14 protein-coding genes, 1 tRNA gene and 1 pseudogene are annotated in these 12,984 nt (G+C 63.3%); 8 read left to right on the forward strand and 8 right to left on the reverse strand.

Annotation, left to right across the window (positions count from 1 at the left end; genetic code table 11):
• Nucleotides 1–828 (forward strand): ATP-binding protein (locus J0L98_RS07380; RefSeq protein WP_296410996.1); only part of this gene is annotated, 828 nt, incomplete at its 5' end.
• Between the two features lie 14 nt (nt 829–842).
• Here the strand turns inward: J0L98_RS07380 and greB are convergent.
• Nucleotides 843–1,394 carry a transcription elongation factor GreB gene (gene greB / locus J0L98_RS07385; RefSeq protein WP_296410998.1) on the reverse strand — a complete coding sequence of 184 codons (552 nt, stop codon included), beginning with the start codon at nt 1,392–1,394 and terminating at the stop codon, nt 843–845.
• 73 nt (nt 1,395–1,467) lie between these two features.
• On the reverse strand, nt 1,468–1,701 hold the full coding sequence (locus J0L98_RS07390) for a DUF3567 family protein (protein ID WP_296410999.1): 234 nt from the start codon (nt 1,699–1,701) through the stop codon (nt 1,468–1,470).
• Nucleotides 1,702–1,865: 164 nt separating this feature from the next.
• Between J0L98_RS07390 and J0L98_RS07395 the strand changes: the two genes are divergently transcribed.
• The 4 genes from J0L98_RS07395 to J0L98_RS07410 are packed head-to-tail and all read left to right on the forward strand — an operon-like array spanning nt 1,866 to nt 5,097.
• Entirely contained in the window at nt 1,866–2,090 is a 225-nt protein-coding gene (locus tag J0L98_RS07395; protein WP_153161005.1) for a DUF465 domain-containing protein, read from the forward strand.
• 20 nt (nt 2,091–2,110) lie between these two features.
• Nucleotides 2,111–3,415 (forward strand): O-acetylhomoserine aminocarboxypropyltransferase, encoded by a 1,305-nt coding sequence (locus J0L98_RS07400; RefSeq protein WP_296411000.1) that lies wholly within the window; start codon nt 2,111–2,113, stop codon nt 3,413–3,415.
• Nucleotides 3,416–3,426: 11 nt separating this feature from the next.
• The gene (locus tag J0L98_RS07405; protein ID WP_296411001.1) at nt 3,427–4,248 is read left to right on the forward strand and encodes an alpha/beta hydrolase; all 822 of its coding nucleotides are present in this window, start codon (nt 3,427–3,429) and stop codon (nt 4,246–4,248) included.
• Nucleotides 4,249–4,302: 54 nt separating this feature from the next.
• The gene (locus J0L98_RS07410; RefSeq protein ID WP_296411002.1) at nt 4,303–5,097 is read left to right on the forward strand and encodes a DUF2189 domain-containing protein; all 795 of its coding nucleotides are present in this window, start codon (nt 4,303–4,305) and stop codon (nt 5,095–5,097) included.
• Between the two features lie 27 nt (nt 5,098–5,124).
• Here J0L98_RS07410 and J0L98_RS07415 read toward each other — a convergent pair.
• A pseudogene (locus tag J0L98_RS07415) lies at nt 5,125–6,171 on the reverse strand (DMT family transporter); the annotation flags it as partial.
• Between J0L98_RS07415 and J0L98_RS07420 the strand changes: the two are divergent.
• From J0L98_RS07420 to J0L98_RS07430, 3 genes are read left to right on the forward strand one after another with little or no spacing between them, the layout of a single operon-like run.
• Nucleotides 6,112–6,825 (forward strand): SIMPL domain-containing protein, encoded by a 714-nt coding sequence (locus J0L98_RS07420; protein WP_296411003.1) that lies wholly within the window; start codon nt 6,112–6,114, stop codon nt 6,823–6,825. The pseudogene J0L98_RS07415 and the gene J0L98_RS07420 overlap by 60 nt on opposite strands.
• A complete protein-coding gene (gene dtd / locus J0L98_RS07425; RefSeq protein ID WP_296411004.1) occupies nt 6,822–7,259 on the forward strand; it encodes a D-aminoacyl-tRNA deacylase in 438 nt (145 codons plus the stop codon). The genes J0L98_RS07420 and dtd overlap by 4 nt, the downstream gene beginning before the upstream one ends.
• Nucleotides 7,228–7,773, forward strand: coding sequence for a C40 family peptidase (locus J0L98_RS07430; RefSeq protein WP_296411006.1), 546 nt, complete (start codon nt 7,228–7,230; stop codon nt 7,771–7,773). Before dtd ends, J0L98_RS07430 begins: the two co-directional genes overlap by 32 nt.
• 19 nt (nt 7,774–7,792) lie before the next feature.
• On the opposite strand, the gene hemB is transcribed toward J0L98_RS07430, so the two are convergent.
• The 5 genes from hemB to J0L98_RS07455 form a co-directional block, all read right to left on the reverse strand.
• The gene (hemB, locus tag J0L98_RS07435; RefSeq protein ID WP_296411008.1) at nt 7,793–8,803 is read right to left on the reverse strand and encodes a porphobilinogen synthase; all 1,011 of its coding nucleotides are present in this window, start codon (nt 8,801–8,803) and stop codon (nt 7,793–7,795) included.
• A gap of 621 nt (nt 8,804–9,424) precedes the next feature.
• Nucleotides 9,425–10,063 carry a 3'-5' exonuclease gene (locus J0L98_RS07440; RefSeq protein WP_296411010.1) on the reverse strand — a complete coding sequence of 213 codons (639 nt, stop codon included), beginning with the start codon at nt 10,061–10,063 and terminating at the stop codon, nt 9,425–9,427.
• A 187-nt stretch (nt 10,064–10,250) separates the two neighbouring features.
• Nucleotides 10,251–10,327: transfer RNA gene (locus J0L98_RS07445), tRNA-Pro, on the reverse strand.
• A gap of 56 nt (nt 10,328–10,383) precedes the next feature.
• Nucleotides 10,384–11,334, reverse strand: coding sequence for an alpha-E domain-containing protein (locus J0L98_RS07450; RefSeq protein WP_296403446.1), 951 nt, complete (start codon nt 11,332–11,334; stop codon nt 10,384–10,386).
• A 4-nt stretch (nt 11,335–11,338) separates the two neighbouring features.
• Nucleotides 11,339–12,757, reverse strand: coding sequence for a circularly permuted type 2 ATP-grasp protein (locus J0L98_RS07455; RefSeq protein ID WP_296411012.1), 1,419 nt, complete (start codon nt 12,755–12,757; stop codon nt 11,339–11,341).
• Nucleotides 12,758–12,984 lie beyond the last annotated feature (227 nt).

Here is a 12,984-nt window from a genome sequence, read left to right on the forward strand (position 1 = left end):
GCGCTGCTGCTTCACCGGGACATCCGCCGACGCGACGAAGAAAGCCAGGCCCTGGCCGAGCTCAACGCCACCCTGGAAGACCGCGTGCGCCTGCGCACCGACGAGCTCGAACAGACCAACCGCGAGCTCCTCAACTTCAGCTATTCCATCTCCCACGATCTGCGCGCGCCGCTGCGGGCCATCAACGGCTTCGCCCACGCGCTGGATGAGGACTACGGCGATCGCCTCGACGACGCCGGGCGCAACTACGTGAGCCGGCTGCGCAAGGCCAGCCTGCGGATGGGCGATCTCATCGACGAGCTGCTCAAGCTCGCCAGCGTCTCCAACCGGCCGCTGCACATCGAATCCACCAACATCTCGGCCATCGCCCGGGAGATCCTCGACGACCTGGCCGAGCACGATCCGGCGCGGCTGGTCCACATCCACGTGGACGCCGGCCTCGTCACCGACGCCGACGCGATCCTGATCCGCAAGGCTCTCGAGAACCTGCTGGGCAACGCCTGGAAGTTCTCCCGCGACAGCCACCCGGCGATCATCCAGGTGGGCGGCCGCCTGCACGGCGAGGAGCACCTGTTCTACGTGACCGACAACGGCGTGGGTTTCGAGATGGAGCACGCCACCCACCTCTTCCAGCCCTTCCAGCAGCTGCACCGGAACAAGGGCTTCGAGGGTTCGGGGATTGGCCTCGCCAGCGTGCGACGGATCGTCGAGCGCCACGGCGGGCAGATCTGGGCGGAATCGGCGCCGGGCACCGGCACCACGATGTTCTTCACCCTGCCGCGCACGCCGGCGATGGTCCGGCGGCCGCGGGAAAGAATGCGGGGCTGAGCGCCCCGCGGCAATCAGATGTAGCGAATCTCCAGCACTTCGATCTCGCGCAGCCCGGCCGGGCTGGCAAAACGCACCACGTCGCCCTCCCGCGCCTTCAGCAGCGCCCGGGACAAGGGCGCGATCCAGCTGATGCGCCCCTCGGACGCATTGGCCTCATCCACGCCGACGATCTGGTAAGTCTGCTCGGCGTCGCCATCCACGTCGCACACCGTCACCGTCGCGCCGAAGAACACCTGCTCGATGTTCTCCTGCTCGGACGGCGTCACCACGGTTGAGTTCTCGAGCCGTTTGATGAGGAAGCGGATGCGCCGGTCGATCTCCCGCAGGCGCTTCTTGCCGTAGATGTAATCGCCGTTCTCCGAGCGGTCGCCGTTGCCCGCCGCCCAGCGGACGGTCTCGACCAGTTTGGGGCGCTCGTCGCGGACGAGTTGATCCAGCTCCGTGCGCAGGATCTCGTAACCACGCCGGGTCATGTAATTGGTGGTGCCCGGCGGCAGGCTCGGCGCCCCCGGCGGCGCATCATCGTCGTCCTGATCGTTTTCCTTGACGAAAGCCTTGTTCACCCTGAAACGCTCCGCTCAGCCAAAATGGGACGGCTATGTTAGGAGCCGTCCGGGCCACTGGCAAGACAAGCTTTCAGTGATAGACGGCCGGCTGGGTGAGCAGGCTGCCGTAGTCGGCAATCAGGCTCTCGAAGTCGTCCATCTCGGTGGCGGATTCGGCCACGTCGCGTAGTTCGCGCTTGAAACGCACGGCCGCCTCGTCTCGGATCAGGGTGCCAAGGCCCCGACGCTTGTCGATCACCTCGACCGCGTCGAAGCCCGGATAGTCCACCACGTACAGCACTGGATTGTTGAGTACCACGTTCATGACAGGTCTCCTGGATAGCGGATTGGCCTTGTGGGCATCAGTGCTTCAGTAGATGGGAACGTTCCTCCCCGCTTCAAGTTCCCCGGCGCCGTTGTATTTCGCTCCGCCCGGGCCTAAGATTCAACGCATCGTGCCCGTAGTCGGGCTACTCATTCATCACAGGCATGAACGACAGCAACGACCCGAACGCCGACGTCTCCAGCCTGACCGCACGGCTGGCGGTCCTCACCACCGAACACCGGGATCTGAACGCGATCATCGACCAGATCGCGATGGCCCCACCGCCCGGTGACGACCTCCTGCTGCGCCGCCTGAAAAAACGCAAGCTGCTGCTGAAGGATCGCATCGCGATCATCCAGCACCTGCTCGATCCCGACGTACCCGCCTGAACCTACCGCCAACGCACTCCATGCCGATCCACCGAAACGCCGGGGCCGACACGCTCGCCCTGCACGCCGGCCAGACCCCGGACGCCACCCACCGCTCCCGGGCCACCCCGATCCACTTCACCACCAGCTACGTCTTCGAGAGCAGCGACCACGCCGCCGCTCTGTTCAATCAAGAACGCGCCGGCCACGTCTATTCGCGCATCTCCAACCCGACCAACGCCGTGCTCGAAGAGCGCATCGCCGCGCTCGATGGCGGCGTCGGCGCCATCGCCTGTGCCAGCGGCCAGGCCGCGCTGATGCTCGCCATCACCACGCTGATGGGCAGCGGCGGCCATATCGTGGCCTCGCGTTCCCTCTACGGTGGCTCCCACAACCTGCTGGGCTACACCCTGCCCCGCTTCGGCATCCACACAAGCTTCGTGCCGGCCGGCGACCACCAGGCCTGGCGCGACGCGATCCGCCCGGACACCCGCCTGCTCTTTGGTGAGTCCATCGGCAACCCGGGCCTGGAGGTCCTGGACATTCCGGCCATCTCGGCCATTGCCCACGAGGCCCGTGTGCCGCTGATGGTGGATGCCACCTTGGTCACGCCGATGCTGCAATGCCCCCTCGACCTGGGTGCCGATGTGGTCATGCACTCCGCCACCAAGTACCTGGGTGGTCACGGCGTGGCCATCGGCGGCCTGTTGGTGGATGGTGGCAGCTTTGACTGGGAGGCCTCCGGCGGCAACTTTCCGACCCTGACCGAACCCTACGACGGCTTTCACGGCATGGACTTCGCCGAAGAGTCACCGATCGCCGCCTTCCTGTTGCGGGCCCGCCGCGAAGGCCTGCGTGACTTCGGTGCCTGCCTGTCGCCCATGAACGCGTTCCAGATCCTGCAGGGCATGGAAACCCTGGGGCTGCGCATGGAGCGTCACGTGGCCAACGCGCGCCAGCTGGTGGCCCATCTGGTCAAGCATCCGCTGGTCGAGTCGGTCTCCTGGCCCGAGCTCGACAGCCACCCCGACCATGCCCTGGCCGCCCGCCTGCTGCCCAGGGGCTGCGGTGGCGTGTTCAGTTTCAGCCTCAAGGGCGGGCGGAAGGCCGGCACCGCGTTCATCGAGGGCCTGCGCCTGTTCTCCCACCTGGCCAACGTTGGCGATGCAAAATCCCTGGCCATTCACCCGGCCAGCACCACCCACTTCCGCATGTCCCCTGAGGCCCTGCTGGCGGCCGGCATTACGGAAGGCACTATCCGCCTGTCCACTGGGCTGGAAACCGTTGCCGACCTGATCGAAGATCTGGATCGCGGCCTCCATGCCGCCCAGAAAGCCAACGCCTGAGCCCGCTGCCGATGACATTCAGCCCTACCCCCTACTGCTACACCGGCGGCCGCAATACGGAATCCGGCCGCCCGACAATCCTCTTCATCCACGGTGCGGGACACGATCACAGTGTCTGGACACTGCAGAGCCGTCACTTTGCCTCCCACGGCTGGAACGTGCTCGCCCCTGACCTCCCTGGCCATGGCCGCAGTCCGGGGCCGCAGCTTGAGAGCATTGAAGCGCTGGCCGACTGGGTGCTCGATTTTGTCGCCAGCGTGGGCATTGAGCAGGTTGCGCTTGCGGGTCACAGCATGGGCTCCCTGGTGGCTCTGGAGGCTGCCGCCCGGGCTCCGGCGCGCGTCACACACCTCCTGCTCATCGGCACTGTCGCGCCCATGCCCGTGGCCCCCCCTTTGCTTGATGCGACCTTGAGCAACCGTGACCGTGCCCACGCCATGATCAATCAGTGGTCCTACGCGCCCCGCGCCCAGCTGGGTGCCAGCAGCATTCCCGGAATCAACCTCACTGCGCTCAACGAACGATTGATGCAGCGCCAGGCGGCCGGGGTGCTGCACAAGGACATGGCGGCCTGCAATGCCTACGTCGGCGGATTCGAGGCTGCCGCACGGGTCGCCTGTCCCAGCCTGCTGTTGAGTGCGGCCCTCGATCGCATGACTCCCCCCAAGGCCATCACCCCGCTGGCTGCGGCGTTCACAAGCACGGCCACTGTCCGCAAGCTTGTCATTCCCGGTGCAGGGCATGCCATGATGTCTGAGGCGCCCGGCGCGGTACTCGACGCCCTGTGGAACTTTGTTGGGGCTTTCCCCTCTTTCGGTCAGGAGCCGCAATGATCTGATCCTGCCCTGCCAGCCATCACCTTCAAAAAACGATAATGGAGACACACCATGGCTCAGCACCCTAGCCCCGCAGATGAACAGGCCGGAGCGGGCCTGCCCTTTCCGACCATTCGCAACATCGGCTTCGGCGCCCCCTTCCGCTGGATTGCCCGCGGCTTTTCCGATCTCAAGGCCTGCCCGACAGCCAGTCTCTTCTATGGTTTCTGCTTCACGGGAATGGGCTTGCTGGTCACCTTTGTATTTGAGCACGCCTACCAATACACCTCGGCCGTCACCACGGGCTTCCTGCTATTGGCGCCATTCTTTGCCATGGGCCTGTACGAGCTGTCCCGGCGGCGAGAGCTCGGAGAAGCCTGTGCGCTGCTGCCGACGCTGACCGTATGGCGCCGCAATGCCGGCAACATCGCCGTCTTCGCCGCTGTCCTGACAGTCATCTTCCTGATCTGGGCAAGGGCCTCGCTGGTGGTCTTCGCCATCTTTTACACCAAGGAGATGCCCAATCTCAGCGGTTTCCTGTCCCAGGTCGTGAGCCTGGAAAACCTGGAGTTCCTGCTCGTCTATTGCGGAGTCGGCTTTGTCTTCGCGCTCCTCGTCTTTGCGGTCAGCGTCGTTTCCATTCCGCTGATGCTTGATCGGAATCAGGACGCCGTCACCGCAATGCTGGCCAGCATCCGCGCCCTCGCAGAGAACCCCCTGCCGCTGTTGGTGTGGGCCGCGCTAATTGTCGGCCTCACCCTGCTGGGCTTCATGAGCTTCCATCTGGGTCTGGCCGTACTCATGCCCGTGGTCGGGCATGCCACCTGGCACGCTTACCGGGAGCTGGTCGAGCCGCTCAAGACCTGAGTGTGCCCCCCTGGCGAGTGCGATCACGGCTCCGAGCACGAGCATCCCGCCGAGCACCTGGATGACCGTGACCGGCTCATCCAGGAAGACCGCCGCGAGCGCGAAGGTGACCACTGGCTCGAGCGTGGACAGCGTTGCACTGTCCGAGGCACCGAGACGTTTCAGGCCGGCGAAAAAGCCCACCATGGCCAGCACCGTTGATAACAAGGCGATAGCGAGCACGCTGCTCCAGCCGATGGCTGACGCAGGGAAGTGCGGCGCTTCCAGCGCAACCCAGACGCCAAACACCGCGGCGGCGGCCAGCATCACCACCGCGGCAGCTGCCAGAGGATCCTCCTCCTGGAGCACGCGACTGCCCACAAGAATGTAGACCGAATAGATCAACGCTGCACTGATACCCAGTGCGATGCCCAGGGCGCTTCCCGCAAGCCCGGTCCCAATGGTCAGTCCGGTGCCCAACAGGGCTGTAGCGACAGCGCCTGCCCGCAGGCGGGTCATGGTTTCGCCGAGCAAGGCCGTTCCGATCAGGGTGACGATGAACGGATAGAGATAGAGCAGCAAGGCCACTAAGCCAGCAGAAGCGTGATCCAGCGCCAGAAAGAAGCACAGGGATTGCCCCACGTAGCCCACACCCCCCATGGCCGCCAGAAACCCCAGTCTGCGCCCGCGTGGCCACCTGCGCCGCGTGGCTCCCATCACTGCCGCCATCACTCCGCCGGCAATCGCAAAGCGCAGAAAAAGCAGGGCCGAAACGTCCACGCCGTCGGCACGCGCTAGACGGGCGAAGATCGCCATGGCGCCAAAGGAGGCCGCCGACAGGGCTACCAGCGTTGCACCCAACGTGCGTGAATCCATCCTCACCCGCCCCAGGGTTGTGCTGCCGCCAAAAAGGGAAGGATCGTGCCCCCCTGCCAGCCAGTGGTCAAGGACGCCCCGCCTTCCGGGGCTTGCATCTGGGGCGGGTTTGGCCAGAATGGCAATGCAATGCTTGATTGCACCCCGAATGAGGCTTCCATGATCCCTGCCATTGTCCGCCCCCTGGCGCTGCTCACCTTCGCCTTCGCGGCAAACCATGCCCTTGCCGCCGACACACCGGCGCTCCCCGCTCTGCCCACCGTCGAGATCTCCGTCGAAAGCAGCCGCAGCGCGCCCAACGACCTGTTCCGCGCCCAGGTCTATGCCGAAGCCACCGACGCCAACCCGGGTGAAGTGGCTCGCAAGGTCAATACGATCGTGACCCAGGCCATCCATACCGCCAGGAGCGTCCCTGTCGTGAAGGTCCGCTCAGCCGGAAATTCGACCTACCCTGTTTATGGCAAGACCGGTCGCAGCATCGAGGCTTGGCGCATGCGCTCCACGCTGGCCCTCGAGAGCAGCGACGCGGCCGCCCTGTCGGAGTTGCTTGGTAAATTGCAGCAAAGCATGGCGGTGGCCGGGCTCAGTGCCACCCCTTCCCCCGACACCTGGAAGAAGATCGAGGATGAAACCATTGCCGATGCGATCGGCGCCTTTGAGGCACGTGCCCGTTTGGTCGCGAGCAGTCTCAAAAAGAAATGGAAGATCAAGCACCTCAGCATTAATACCGGCGGCATGCAGCCCAAGCAAACGATGCCCTATGTACGTGCCGCGGCCATGATGGCCGAAGCCTCTCCGCCGCCTGCCCCCATCGAGGCCGGTGACAGCCCGGTGAGCGTCAACGTCAGCGGCCAGATCGAGCTGATTGAATGATTGCCCTGATCCAGCGTGTCCTCGAAGCCCGCGTCAGCGTGGCCGGGCGTACCGTCGGCGAGATCGGTCCCGGCCTGCTCGCCCTGGTGGCCGTGGAAAAGCATGACCAGTCAGCCAACGTGGCCCGCATGGTGGAACGCCTGCTGGGTTATCGGGTGTTTTCCGACGATGAGGGCAAAATGAACCGCTCGCTGGCAGATACGGGTGGGGGCCTGCTGCTTGTCTCCCAATTCACCCTCGCGGCCGATACGTCCAAGGGCTCCCGCCCGAGCTTCACACCTGCGGCCGCGCCGGCCGATGCCCAGCGCCTCTTCGACGAGCTCGTCACCCTCGCCCGCGAGCGCCACCCCACCGTGGCCACCGGTGAGTTCGGAGCAGAAATGACGGTTTCCCTGGTGAATCATGGCCCGGTTACCCTGCGGCTTACGGCCTGAGCTGTGGGCCGCCGTGGTGCTCGTGGCCGCGCTTGCCGGCTGCAGCCAGGCGCCCATGCGCTCAAGCAGCCCACCTGCACCGGCCCGCACGACACCGCCGGCGGGAGGCTGGATTGCCCTGCCTAGCCATGACCACGCCCAGGAGGTCGTGCTCTACGCGCTGGGCCTGCTCGATACCGGCTACCGCTTCGGCGGCAAGAACCCGGAAGCGGGCCTGGATTGCAGCGGCATGGTGAGCTACATCGTCGAACAGGTGAGCGGCCGCAAACTACCCTACAACGCGGCAGGCATCGCCGAGCGCACCCGACCTGTAGCCACCCAGGCCCTCCGCCCCGGCGACCTGGTGTTCTTCAACACCCTTGGCCGCGCCTATTCCCACATGGGCATCTACATGGGGGACGGAAAATTCATCCACGCCCCCAGCAGCAAGGGCAAAGTGCGGGTCGACCGCCTGGACAGCCGTTATTTCTCCGAGCGCTTCGAAGGCGCCCGGACCTTGCTGCCGGATGGTTGAGCCCCTCCGGCAGCTGGGATCATGACGCTTCCTTCAGCCAACGGGCCGCGTCCAGCGCATAGTAGGTCAGGATGCCATCGGCCCCGGCCCGCTTGAAGGCCACCAGCGACTCCAGCACACAGGCCTGCTCATTGAGCCAGCCGTTGGCTACGGCAGCCTTGAGCATCGCGTACTCACCGCTCACCTGGTACACATAAGTGGGCACCTGGAGCTCACTCTTCACCCGGCGGACGATGTCCAGGTAGGGCATGCCGGGTTTGACCATGAACATGTCGGCCCCTTCCGAGATATCCAGGGCCACCTCGCGAATCGCCTCGTTCGAGTTGGCCGGGTCCATCTGGTAGGTGTACTTGTTACTCTTGCCCAGGTTGCCTGCCGAACCCACCGCATCCCGGAAAGGCCCGTAGAAGCTCGATGCGTACTTGGCCGAGTAGGCCAGGATGCGCGTATGGATCAGCCCCGCCTGGTCGAGTTCGGCACGGATGCGCGCCACGCGGCCATCCATCATGTCGGACGGCGCCACCACATCGGCACCGGCCTGGGCGTGACACAGGGCCTGCTTGGCCAGCACTTCCAGGGTTTCGTCGTTGAGCACGTAACCCGTATCGTCGATCAGCCCGTCCTGCCCGTGGCTGGTGTAAGGGTCGAGGGCCACGTCGGTGATCACCCCCAGCTCGGGAAAGCGCGACTTGAGGGCCTGCACCACGCGAGGTACCAGGCCATCGGGATTGAAGGCTTCTTCGGCACCCAGGGACTTCTTGTCCCCCTCCACCACCGGAAACAGGGCAAGGGCCGGCACGCCCAAGGAAACGGCCTCTTCAGCCACCTGCAGCAGGCGGTCCAGGGACATGCGGCTCACCCCGGGCATGGATGGCACGGGCTGGACGATCTGTTCACCCTCGAGCACGAACACCGGGTAGATCAGGTCATCCGCCGAAAGGCGATGCTCGCGCATCAGACGGCGGGAAAAGTCATCGCGGCGCATGCGACGCATGCGGCTTGCGGGAAAGGCAGACTGGACTGGACTCATGAAGATCTCGCGTACTTACATCTGGAAACGAAATGGGGCAGGAACTTTCTTCCTGCATACATGCACAAAGTAGCAGATGGTGCTGAACCGTCTCCCGCTATACCTCCCTGAGCGGGGCCTTGAGCAAGCAAGGCGTTTTGGCCCCCGGCTCCCCTTGCCGGGGGTTTTTCTTTTCTTGCCCCAGCCATTTATCGGCGCTTTGTACCTGCAGCCCGGATTCTATGCCCAAGCGGACGATCATGCCTTGATCCTGGAAAACACAGGCCACTCCGCAGAGTGGCCTGTGTTTTCCAGGAATTCCTGAAGGAGAACGCCTTCAGTTCAGCTTCCGCGTCTCGTCCCCAGACGCTTTTTCGGGGCACGGAGGCCTCCAGACAAACAAATGCGAAGTACAGGTGTCCACGACGCCTGTCCAATAATCCAACCACCAAGCAAACGGGCCCATCATCGTCCTTTCAGATATACGTGCAGGCTGCCGGCTCGCTACAGCAGCACTGGGGGGATAAGCCGGCAACTCGCCACACTGGTTTCCTGAAGACAGCTTGCGCCATAGTCTCGCCACAACCCGAGAACAAATGCGCAGTCCACGCCAAAATCATCGGAAAAATCCGGCCGCTCGTGTTAATGCGCGGACACGATCGTGGATTGGGCCTGCGCCGACAGTTCGTCGAGTATCCGGCGGAGTTCTTGTTTGGGTGCCTTCTGTATCCGTCGCAGCAGTGCGTGGGAGACATCATGGACACCAAACTGACGGCCTAGCTCCTCCTTAAGCCTGAGCAGGAGACTTGCCGCCATCTCCGCATCAGCCAGCGCGCGATGAAAGCGCCCCTTGCTCGGCAATCCGGCAAACTCCGCCAAGGCTTCCAGCTTGTGACTTGGTGCCTGGGGCAGAATCCGCCGCGAAAGAAGCATAGAGCAGGCAAAGGCCTGCCGTCGGTGCAACCCGAGCCGGCCAAGCTCCGCGTCCCAGAACTTGCTGTCAAAGGACGCGTTATGGGCCACCAGCGGCAGATCGCCTACAAATTCGAAGACCTCCCGCATAACCCGGGCGGCGGATGGTGCCGCCCGTATCATCGCGCTGGAGATCCCAGTGAGGTTCTGGATGTGGGATGGAATGGAAACTCCCGCATTCATCAGGCTCTGGTAGCGGTCCAGCACGCTGCCGTTGTGTACGATCACCGCGGCGATCTCGGTGGCCCTGTCACCCTGGGCGGGGGAAAGGCCCGTGGTTTCAAAGTCGATGACGACGACACGCTCCATCACTTTTCCTTGTACTCCCCTCGTGCAGCACCGCGGCACGCACCCGCGAGACGCCGCGTCCCGGGAAAATACATCCGTTAACGAAAAAACCCGCTTCTTGGCAGAAGCGGGTTTTTGCCGAAAGAAAGACAAATGTTCATCTGTCCTTCCACAGTGGTTTGAAGCATCAAGCTTCATTCCCTATTTTTGGTCGGGGCGGCGGGATTCGAACTCGCGACCCCTTGCACCCCATGCAAGTGCGCTACCAGGCTGCGCTACGCCCCGACAAGCTGCGCATTATAGACACTACCTTTGAAATTGCCAAGGCTTATTTTGAGTCTCTAGCTCGACGCCGGGATCAGGAAGTCATCGGAGATCCGGCACCCCAGGTCGAAGATGCGATCACGAAAGTCTTCCAGATACTTGCGGAAACCGCCTTCGAAGATCCGCTCGATGCGACCGAATCGCAGATGTGACTCCAACTCGCCGGCCAGTCGCTCCGTTTCAGCCGACCGGGCATTGGAGACGCGGGTCAGGTTGGAGTAGACCTCCTTCATGCTTCGGGCCAGCGAACGGGGCATGTCGGCACGCAGAACGAGTAGCTCGGCAACGCGCAGGGGCGTGATCTGGTCCCGATACACCTTGCGATACACCTCGAAAGCCGAGACGGACTGCAGCAATGCACTCCACTGGTAATAATCGGCGGCGTGAGCCGTCTCCTCGTCGGCACCCGGCAGGAGATTGAGGTATTTGACCTCCAGGATGCGTGCCGTGTTGTCGGCCCGTTCCAGAAAGGTGCCCAGCCGGATGAAGCGTAGCGCCTCGTCCTGCAGCATGGTCCCGATGGTGACCCCGCGGGACAGATGCGAGCGGTACTTGACCCATTCAAAGAAGGCACCGGTCCCCGACTCGAGCAGCTTGGCGACGGTGAAATCGCGCATCTTCAGCCAGGTCTCGTTGGAGGTTTCCCATAGCTCGGAAGTCAGGGTTCCACGCACGGCATGGGCGTTCTCGCGGGTTGCCCGCAGGCAACGGTAGATGCTGCCCGGGTTGTCCCGGTCGAAGATCATGAACTCAAGGACGGATTCCGTGGAGTACGCGGGGTACTTGGCAAGGTAGGCGTCCTGCAGCTCCATGATCTTGAGCATGCCGGACCACATCGCCGCCACCTCCTCGCCGTTCTGCGGCAGGAGGGAGAGCCGATAGGTGACATCAAGGATCCGTGCGGTGTTCTCGGCCCGTTCCATGTAACGGGCCATCCAGAAAAGGTGATCAGCAGTGCGGCTCAGCATGTTTTCAGGCCTCCAGTACCCAGGTGTCCTTGGTGCCACCGCCTTGCGACGAGTTCACCACCAGCGATCCCTCGCGCAGGGCGACGCGGGTCAGCCCCCCCGGCACCATCTGCACTTCGGTTCCCGAAAGGACGAAGGGACGCAGGTCCAGGTGACGCGGCGCGATGCCGCTCTCGACAAAGGTCGGACAATTCGAAAGGGCCAGCGTGGGCTGGGCGATGTATTTCTCGGGGTTGGCAATCAGGTACTTGCGGAAAGTCTCGATCTGCTCCGCGGTGGAGGCCGGCCCGACAAGCATGCCGTAACCACCTGCACCGTGCACCTCCTTGACCACCAGCTCGGGCAGATGCGCGAGGGTGTAGGCCAGATCTTCGGGCTTGCGGCACATGTAGGTGGGCACGTTGTTGAGGATCGGCTCCTCGCCCAGGTAGAAACGGATCATCTCCGGGACGTAAGGGTAGATGGACTTGTCGTCCGCCACGCCCGTCCCGATGGCGTTCGAAAGGGTAACGCGGCCGGCTCGATAGGCATCAAGCAAGCCTGGTACGCCGAGCATGGAATCCTTGCGGAAGTACTTCGGATCAAGAAAGTCGTCATCCACCCTGCGATAGATCACATCCACGCGACGCGGCCCCTGGGTTGTGCGCATGAAGACCTGATCGTCGCTGACGAACAGATCCTGCCCCTCGACCAGCTCGACCCCCATCTGCTGGGCCAGGAAGGCGTGTTCAAAGTAGGCTGAGTTATAGGCACCGGGGGTCAGCACGACAACCGTCGGATCGGTAACACCAACTGGCGCAAGGCTGCGCAGGGTATGCAACAGCATGTCCGGATAGTGCTCCACCGGAGCAACCCGGTGACGGGCGAACAGTTCAGGGAAGAGGCGCATCATCATGCGACGGTCTTCAAGCATGTAAGACACACCCGACGGCACCCGCAGGTTGTCCTCCAGCACGTAGAACTCTCCTGCGCCGGCCCGCACCACGTCCACACCGGCAATGGCCGCATAGATGTCACAGGGCACGTTGACGCCCTGCATCTCGGGGCGATATTGGGCGTTGTTGAGCACCTGCTCGGCCGGAATATGACCCGCCTTGAGGATTTCCTGATCGTGGTAGATATCGTGGATGAAGCAGTTCAGGGCCTTGACACGCTGGCGCAGGCCGGCTTCAAGATCTTTCCACTCCTGGGCGGGAATGATGCGCGGGATGATGTCGAAAGGAATCAGGCGTTCGGTTCCGGACTCTTCGCCGTAGACGGCAAATGTAATGCCGTAACGATGGAACAGGGAATCTGCCTCTGCCCGCTTGCGGGCGATGCGGTCTGCCGGAGTTTCGCTCAGCCACGCGGCGTAGCCCGCGTAATGCGCACGGACACTCCCATCGTCCGCAGTCATTTCATTGAAGAATTTTGTGATGGCCATTAGCGCTCGCCTGTTATGTTGTGAAGCGGAGATACCACTTTTGGCTTAGCGAGAAGCATGCCAATCCAAAAACCTTGATATACAAACGACTTTTCGGCAATTCAACCTGCGTCCGCACCAGTTCAGTGCGTACGCACCGAACTGGTGAAGCCTCCATGCAGCAACTCGGTGCGTATCCGCCCCGGATATGTCTGCCAGCCCGCCCCATACAAGCGCTCCGCCTGACT

The organism is Zoogloea sp., from assembly GCF_017302315.1.
Taxonomy (GTDB): Bacteria; Pseudomonadota; Gammaproteobacteria; order Burkholderiales; family Rhodocyclaceae; genus Zoogloea.